The 521-nt window shown below is 51.8% G+C and carries 1 rRNA gene; it reads left to right on the top strand.

The window, feature by feature from the left end:
- Nucleotides 1–509 (top strand): 16S ribosomal RNA (locus ACJ8QI_RS25500); the annotation flags it as partial.
- Nucleotides 510–521 lie beyond the last annotated feature (12 nt).

Genomic DNA, 521 nt, shown 5'->3' with positions numbered 1-521 from the left:
GAACTCTGAGACAGGTGCTGCATGGCTGTCGTCAGCTCGTGTTGTGAAATGTTGGGTTAAGTCCCGCAACGAGCGCAACCCTTATCCTTTGTTGCCAGCGGTTCGGCCGGGAACTCAAAGGAGACTGCCAGTGATAAACTGGAGGAAGGTGGGGATGACGTCAAGTCATCATGGCCCTTACGAGTAGGGCTACACACGTGCTACAATGGCATATACAAAGAGAAGCGACCTCGCGAGAGCAAGCGGACCTCATAAAGTATGTCGTAGTCCGGATTGGAGTCTGCAACTCGACTCCATGAAGTCGGAATCGCTAGTAATCGTAGATCAGAATGCTACGGTGAATACGTTCCCGGGCCTTGTACACACCGCCCGTCACACCATGGGAGTGGGTTGCAAAAGAAGTAGGTAGCTTAACCTTCGGGAGGGCGCTTACCACTTTGTGATTCATGACTGGGGTGAAGTCGTAACAAGGTAACCGTAGGGGAACCTGCGGTTGGATCACCTCCTTACCTAAAGATATT

It is taken from the genome of Serratia sp. CY84636, assembly GCF_052166245.1.
Lineage (GTDB): Bacteria > Pseudomonadota > Gammaproteobacteria > Enterobacterales > Enterobacteriaceae > Serratia > Serratia nevei.
This window is presented reverse-complemented; position numbering and strand designations above follow the sequence as displayed.